Source organism: Rhizobium sp. P1_B8, assembly GCF_056406515.1.
On the sequence record NZ_JBFTZZ010000003.1, the window covers coordinates 224,240 to 230,239 of the forward strand.

Here is a 6,000-nt window from a genome sequence, read left to right on the forward strand (position 1 = left end):
CCATCGAGGTTTGGAAGGAGGGAGAGTTCTCACCCAACATCATCGTCGCACGGCGACCACCGAGCTGGCGCGATAGCGCGACAGCTGCACCCGGTTGGATTGATTGCCGCCAAACAGGTAGACGTACTGCCGGCGCTGGTCGATGTGATCGAACAGGCTGACATGAAAGCGTCGACCGGTGCGGATCACCACGACATCCCCTCGCCTGGCGGCGCGGAAGAACACCGGCTTGCCGAACTTTCTCCAAGACGCCGCCATATTGGGGTTGGGCGGCGGTTCCCGCGAAGATCGCTTGGCGACAAAGGCCAGGAACGCACCGCACCATGACACCCTGCGCGGATTGATGCTGAGGAAGGAGATGGAGCGTTCATGCATGCTCTTGTACTTGGACGCCGTGCCGAGCATGTCCGCCTCACAGGGCACGGCAAGCACCGTGAGGACGATGACGAGAATAACCTTCATAGTTACCCACCATTGTTTGTATAATGTTGAAATTCCGAAATGTGGCGAAGAATAAAACAGGCGCGGCAACGTAGATGCGAATTATGGCGTGATTTAGAAACAACTAATACTGGCATTTCGGCGGCGGAATTTTGTCCGAAGCGAGGCGCAGAACTCCGTCGGTGAGCCTCCCCTTGGGGCCGGACACGGCCATCACAAACCCGACAAAACATATGTTTTGTCGGGCCGAAAGGCTGCAGTTTCGCCATCCAAATCAGGTCCATTCAGACGAGATGGACTGTGTCCGCAATGCTTGAGCAGCAAAACCATTGGCCAAGAGTTGACGACAGTACGCGGAATTAGCTCCTCACCTATACGAGCTATATTTCCGATGGCCACTTATAATACTTGGGCGTGATGGGAAATACATTGCGCTCGCCCGATTCACCAGCGAAAGCCGGAGGTTGCCCTCCGGTGCGGACGTGAACGAGCTTAGGAGAGCGGAGGCCGGCGTGGCGTGTCAACCGCGTGGTTGCGCCGGTTCGGGTTGGCCTGTGACCGGGGCAGGATCAGCGGCAAGTGCCCTGGTGACCAGCAATGCTGCGGCGAGAATAGAGACGACCGCCCAGTACGAAAAGCGGATGCCGAAGTGTTCGGCAACGAAACCGAGCAGTGGCGGCCCGGCGAAAAACACAAGGAACGTCGTCTGCCCAAGCGCTGCAACGTTGACGGGTGCGGGTCGATCGGTGCGTCGGGCCGCAGCCGAGATGGCAAGCGGATAAACTGAAGAGCAGCCGACACCTGTCAGGCCAAAGCCTGCGAGCGCGACAACAGGGTGTGTCGCCGTCGCAACCATGACAACACCGATGGCCGCGATCCCAAGCAGAGTGATTGCGACCGGGCGCGGATTGAAGCGGTCGATGACAGGGTCCATGCCGAGCCGCCCGATGGCGATGAACGAGGAGAAAATGGTCACGCTGAGCCCGCCGACGAAGGGTTCGACCGCGAACACGTCCCGCATATAGATCGCCGACCAGTCGACGCTTGCGCCTTCGGCAAGAAGCGGAGCTGCGGCGACAAGGCAAAGGGGGAGCAGTCCGATCGTGGGAAAAGCGATGATCGGCGTATCTCCGGGTGAGCGTCCTGCCGCCGGGGCGCATTCTCGATCCCGGAGAAGACGATCGACCCGGCAATCAAGACCGTCACGAGGACGATGAAGGTATGCAGTTCGATGGAGACGGCAGCCTGCCGCATGCCGGCGGCAACAAGGGCGGTGATGCAGAAGCCGAGGCTCCACATACCGTGAGCCCGGCTCATGATGCGGTACCCGAGCAGCGCCTCATGGCGATCGGTTTCGATATTGGCGTTGATCTCGAATGCTCCGGTGAAAACGCCGGCAATGAAGAACAATGGCACCGCCAGAAGAGCTGAAGGCATCCAGGGGATCAGCGCGAAAAACAACGACGCACCGAAGACGGTGACGAAAGCTGTGGTGCGCGCACCGAGCCTCTCGATGAACCTCACCGAGACCGTCAACCCGCAGAGAACCCCGGAGGACATGACGGCGAGCAGCAGGCCAAGCTCCCCTTCCGTCAGGCTGAACTTAAGCTGAAGGTCGGGCAGCCGCGAAACAAACGCCCCCAGGGAAAGGGCCACGGCAAACTGAATGAAGAAAATACGGTGGTGCGGCTTCATCTCGGGGACTCTGCTCCGATTGGGGCGGGATTGAAGCCCAGGCATCCGACGGCATAGCCGGACATTCCGACGAAATGGCGACTGGCTCGGACACCCGCGGTCTCAGGATTATCGACCACCTTTGCTGACAGCCAGTGTCAGCATGATGCAGCCGCCGGTAATTTCACCGCAGCCGCTCACGACTGGTGTTCGCTTATTGGCGCCATCAGCGATCACCATTCGGCGGTGCCGAGCTGCAATTCTCGCTCCCTGCATCAACGGGAGGCTGCACTGCATAAGATCGCGGATCACGTCTGCGGAACGGGAACGAAGCGCTTGATTTGACGGGCCACGCACTCAATTCATCGAGTGGAACGTCTCAAAAATCAGCGCCCTCAGCCAGCGATGCACGGGATCTGCGTCCATGCGGGGGTGCCACGCCTGCACGATGTTGAAACCCGACACGGCCACAGGCAGGTCAAAGGTCTTGATATGGCTAATCGCCGCGGACTTGCAATATGATTTCGGAATCGAGCCGATCAAATCGGATGCCGCCGCAACTGCTATCACCGCCGGAAAGCTTGGCACGATCAGCCTGACATCACGGACATGGCCCAATTCGGCGAGCGCCCTGTCGATCGGACCGGCGAAATCCGCTTGCATCGAGAAGAGCACGTGGCCCCAGGCGGCATAGCGCTCGGCCGTTATCGGATCTGCATCGAAGATCGGGTGCCCTACCCTTGCGAGACCGACATAGCGATCCTCGAAAAGAGTTTGGCAACGCAGCTCCCCGCTGTCTCGCGGGAGGACACCGATGTCCAAATCTATCGCCGCGTCCCTCAAAGCCTGAACGTCCTTGTCCGATCTCGGCGCAAAGCGAAGCCTTATCCCCGGCGCAGCGTTCGTCACAGCGGCGCTCAGACCCGCGGCGTAGAGAAGCACGAATGCTTCATTGGCACGGATCGTGAAGTGGCGCCGCACCTCCCGAATCTCCACGGTCGATGGCGGACTAAGCACGGCTTGCACGGCTTCTTTCAACAAATGTACCTCGGCACCAATCGCCAGGGCATGAGGCGTCGCAACCATGCCGCGCCCGGCCGGCACAAGGATCGGATCACCCAGCGCGGTCCTCAACCGTGACAGCGTCCGGCTCATGGCGGACGTGCTGAGGCCAAGCCGACGGGCGGCGGCCGATACGCTCTGCTCGCGCAGCAACGCATCCAGTGCCACCAAGAGGTTAAGATCGAGATCAGACATGGCTCAATTCTATTCAGGCATGGCGCATTACGCAACGGTCGATTGATTTTGTTGCGTCTGGCGCGGGCAATCAGCAAAGCCTAAGTAGTCGACCATCCAACAAACATCGAGGAGTTCTCATGTCCCTCACCTACACCGCACCAATTTCTCAAGACGGCCTGGCGTCGCCTCGACGGTACCTGGCTATTGCCATGTTGCTCCTTACGCTTGTTCTTGTCGTTTTGGACGGAGCCATTGCCAATGTCGCCTTACCCTCGATCGCGGTCTCACTGCACGCGGAGGCGGGTAACACCGTATGGGTCGTCTCGGCCTATCAGCTGGCGGTGCTTGTTGCCATTCTTCCATGTGGTGCGCTGGGTGAAATCTACGGCGCGCGGCGGGTCTTCCTGATCGGCGTCGCGCTGTTCACCGCGGCTTCCGCAGCCTGCGCCTTCGCGGGCGACCTTCCCTTACTGATCCTTGCTCGTTTCGCGCAGGGCTTGGGAGGTGGCGCGATCATGGCGCTTGCCATGATGAACCTGCGCTCGGCCGTCCCGCAGCACATGCTGGGTCCGATCATAGGCATCAACGCCATGGTCATCGCCATTTCTTCCGCTGCCGGCCCCGGCATTGCCGGCGCCATCCTTTCCGTCACGACCTGGCCTTGGCTGTTTGCAGTCAATATACCACTCGGCGCCATCGTTCTGCTCGGCGGCGGTCTGCTCGGGCAAATTCAGGGCGCAAAGCGAAAGCTGAACGCAAAAGCGATGCTGGCCAACACGCTGATGTTCATCCTTTTCTTCTGCGGCGCCGACCGGATAGCGATCGCGCCGATAAGCGGTGCCGTCCTCATCGCCGCCTCGCTGGCCTGCCTTTTTGTCCTGCTGCGCCTTGAACGGACCAGTGACGCACCAATCGTTCCCACGGACCTGCTGGCGGAACCGGCATTCCGCGTGGCGATCATCGCCTCGATATCGTGCTTCTGCGGCCAGATGCTGAGCTACATCGCGCTACCCTTTTACCTTCAACACACGTTGCACATGACGCCGGTTTTGGCCGGTCTGTACATGATGCCCTGGCCTGCCGCGACCGCGATCATCGCGCCCATTTCGGGACATTTGGCAAACCGCGTCAAGACGGCATGGCTTTGCGCCATCGGCGGCGCGCTGCTCGCCCTAGGCCTCCTGATGGTCGGATTCACCCCGCCCGACCCGAGAGGTATCGCGTTTCTCGTCGGTACTGTGATCGCCGGCCTCGGTTTCGGACTGTTCCAGACGCCGAACAACCGAATTCTCCTTCTGTCGGCACCGAAAGCCAGAAGCGGCGCCGCCGGCGCCATGCAGGGCACCGCGCGGCTTCTTGGCCAAACCCTGGGTGGGATCTGCATGTCGATCATCTTCGCAACATTGCCGTTGTCGAATGCGCTCGAATTTGCGGTCGTCACGGCGGGCGGCTGCGCAGCAATAGCGAGCCTGGTCAGCCTGAGCCGGGCTCGCTACGAAGTGGTGAAACAGCCTGGAGCGGTTTGAACAGACGGTTCGTGGTCGTCCGGGTGAAGAGGGCGTTCTCCGAAATAATGAACGCCCCACGTCTCAGGTGTCCTGCTGCCGGACATTTCTTTCTCGTTGCATGAAGACCGCTTGCCACATCAAGCTTGTAACAATGGGGAGCGCGACGAAGTGGTCGACTTGGCCCGCTCCCCGAGTTGAAGACACCACACTAAACCGACTGAAGGAGGACGTGTCGCTTCTTGCCAATTGATAGCCGGATCACGCCGTCCTGGATGTCGAAGTCGCCAAGCCGCATTGCCTCGTCGTTTACACCGCCACCGTTCACCCGAACCCCGCCGCCGACGATCAACCGCCGTGCTTCGCTTTTCGACTTGGCGAGCCCGGCAACAACCATGGCGTCGACAAGCGGAAAATTGCCGCGAAGGCTATCCGGCAGCCTAACCGTCGGGAGACCGGCCGGCACCTCGCCCGCCTCGAAGGCGCGCCGGGAGGTTTCGGAAGCTTGCGCTGCCGCATCTGCCCCGTGGCAGAGGCTGGTGATTTGGTCGGCAAGGATCTTTTTCGCTTCGTTGATCTCGGAATCCCGAAGCACATCGAGGCGTGCAATTTCACCTAAGGGTAACTCGGTGAACAGCCTGAGAAAACGACCCACATCCGCATCCCCGGTGTTTCTCCAGAATTGCCAGAACTCATAGGGCGACAACCGGTCTGCGTTTAGCCAAACCGCCCCCGAAACGCTCTTGCCCATCTTCGCGCCCGACGACGTCGTCAGCAGCGGGGCAGTCAATCCAAACAGGGCGCGTCCGCCAATCCGCCGTCCAAATTCGACGCCGCTGACGATATTGCCCCACTGGTCGGAGCCACCAAGTTGAAGCAGGCAGCCGCGGCTTTCTGCGAGGACATGAAAGTCGTAGGCCTGCATGACCATGTAGTTGAATTCCAGTAATGTCAGCGATTGCTCCCGTTCCAACCGTTGGCGCACACTCTCCGATGTAAGACCGTATGTCCTTCCGGCGGGGGTGGCTTGCCCTACACTCCCTTTGCGAGGGTTGCTCGGATAGGCCGAGCCGATCCTCCCTGGCAGGAGGACAAGCCGTGAAGCATTGTACAGAAGTTTTCGTTGGTATCGATGTATCGA

At 60.1% G+C, this 6,000-nt stretch carries 3 protein-coding genes and 2 pseudogenes; 1 reads left to right on the plus strand and 4 read right to left on the minus strand.

What is annotated here, in order from left to right:
• Positions 1-39 precede the first annotated feature (39 nt).
• From AC1D2N_RS06780 to AC1D2N_RS06790, 3 genes and pseudogenes are all read right to left on the minus strand, one after another.
• Positions 40-462 carry a TIGR02594 family protein gene (locus tag AC1D2N_RS06780; RefSeq protein ID WP_018242589.1) on the minus strand — a complete coding sequence of 141 codons (423 nt, stop codon included), beginning with the start codon at positions 460-462 and terminating at the stop codon, positions 40-42.
• Positions 463-961: 499 nt separating this feature from the next.
• Positions 962-2,136: pseudogene (locus AC1D2N_RS06785) on the minus strand (MFS transporter).
• 336 nt (positions 2,137-2,472) lie between these two features.
• Complete coding sequence (locus AC1D2N_RS06790; protein ID WP_130729146.1) at positions 2,473-3,372, minus strand: LysR family transcriptional regulator; 900 nt, start codon at positions 3,370-3,372, stop codon at positions 2,473-2,475.
• A gap of 191 nt (positions 3,373-3,563) precedes the next feature.
• Between AC1D2N_RS06790 and AC1D2N_RS06795 the strand changes: the two genes are divergently transcribed.
• Entirely contained in the window at positions 3,564-4,880 is a 1,317-nt protein-coding gene (locus tag AC1D2N_RS06795; RefSeq protein WP_130729147.1) for an MFS transporter, read from the plus strand.
• Between the two features lie 190 nt (positions 4,881-5,070).
• Here the strand turns inward: AC1D2N_RS06795 and tyrS are convergent.
• Positions 5,071-5,859 (minus strand): annotated as a pseudogene (gene tyrS, locus AC1D2N_RS06800) (tyrosine--tRNA ligase); the annotation flags it as partial.
• Positions 5,860-6,000: the final 141 nt, after the last annotated feature.

What these genes read in the sequence shown, in the direction of transcription:
- AC1D2N_RS06780 (WP_018242589.1), bottom strand. Translation starts at nt 462, where the DNA reads ATGAAGGTTATTCTCGTCATCGTCCTCACGGTGCTTGCCGTGCCCTGT.
- AC1D2N_RS06790 (WP_130729146.1), bottom strand. Translation starts at nt 3,372, where the DNA reads ATGTCTGATCTCGATCTTAACCTCTTGGTGGCACTGGATGCGTTGCTG.
- AC1D2N_RS06795 (WP_130729147.1), top strand. Translation starts at nt 3,564, where the DNA reads ATGTTGCTCCTTACGCTTGTTCTTGTCGTTTTGGACGGAGCCATTGCC.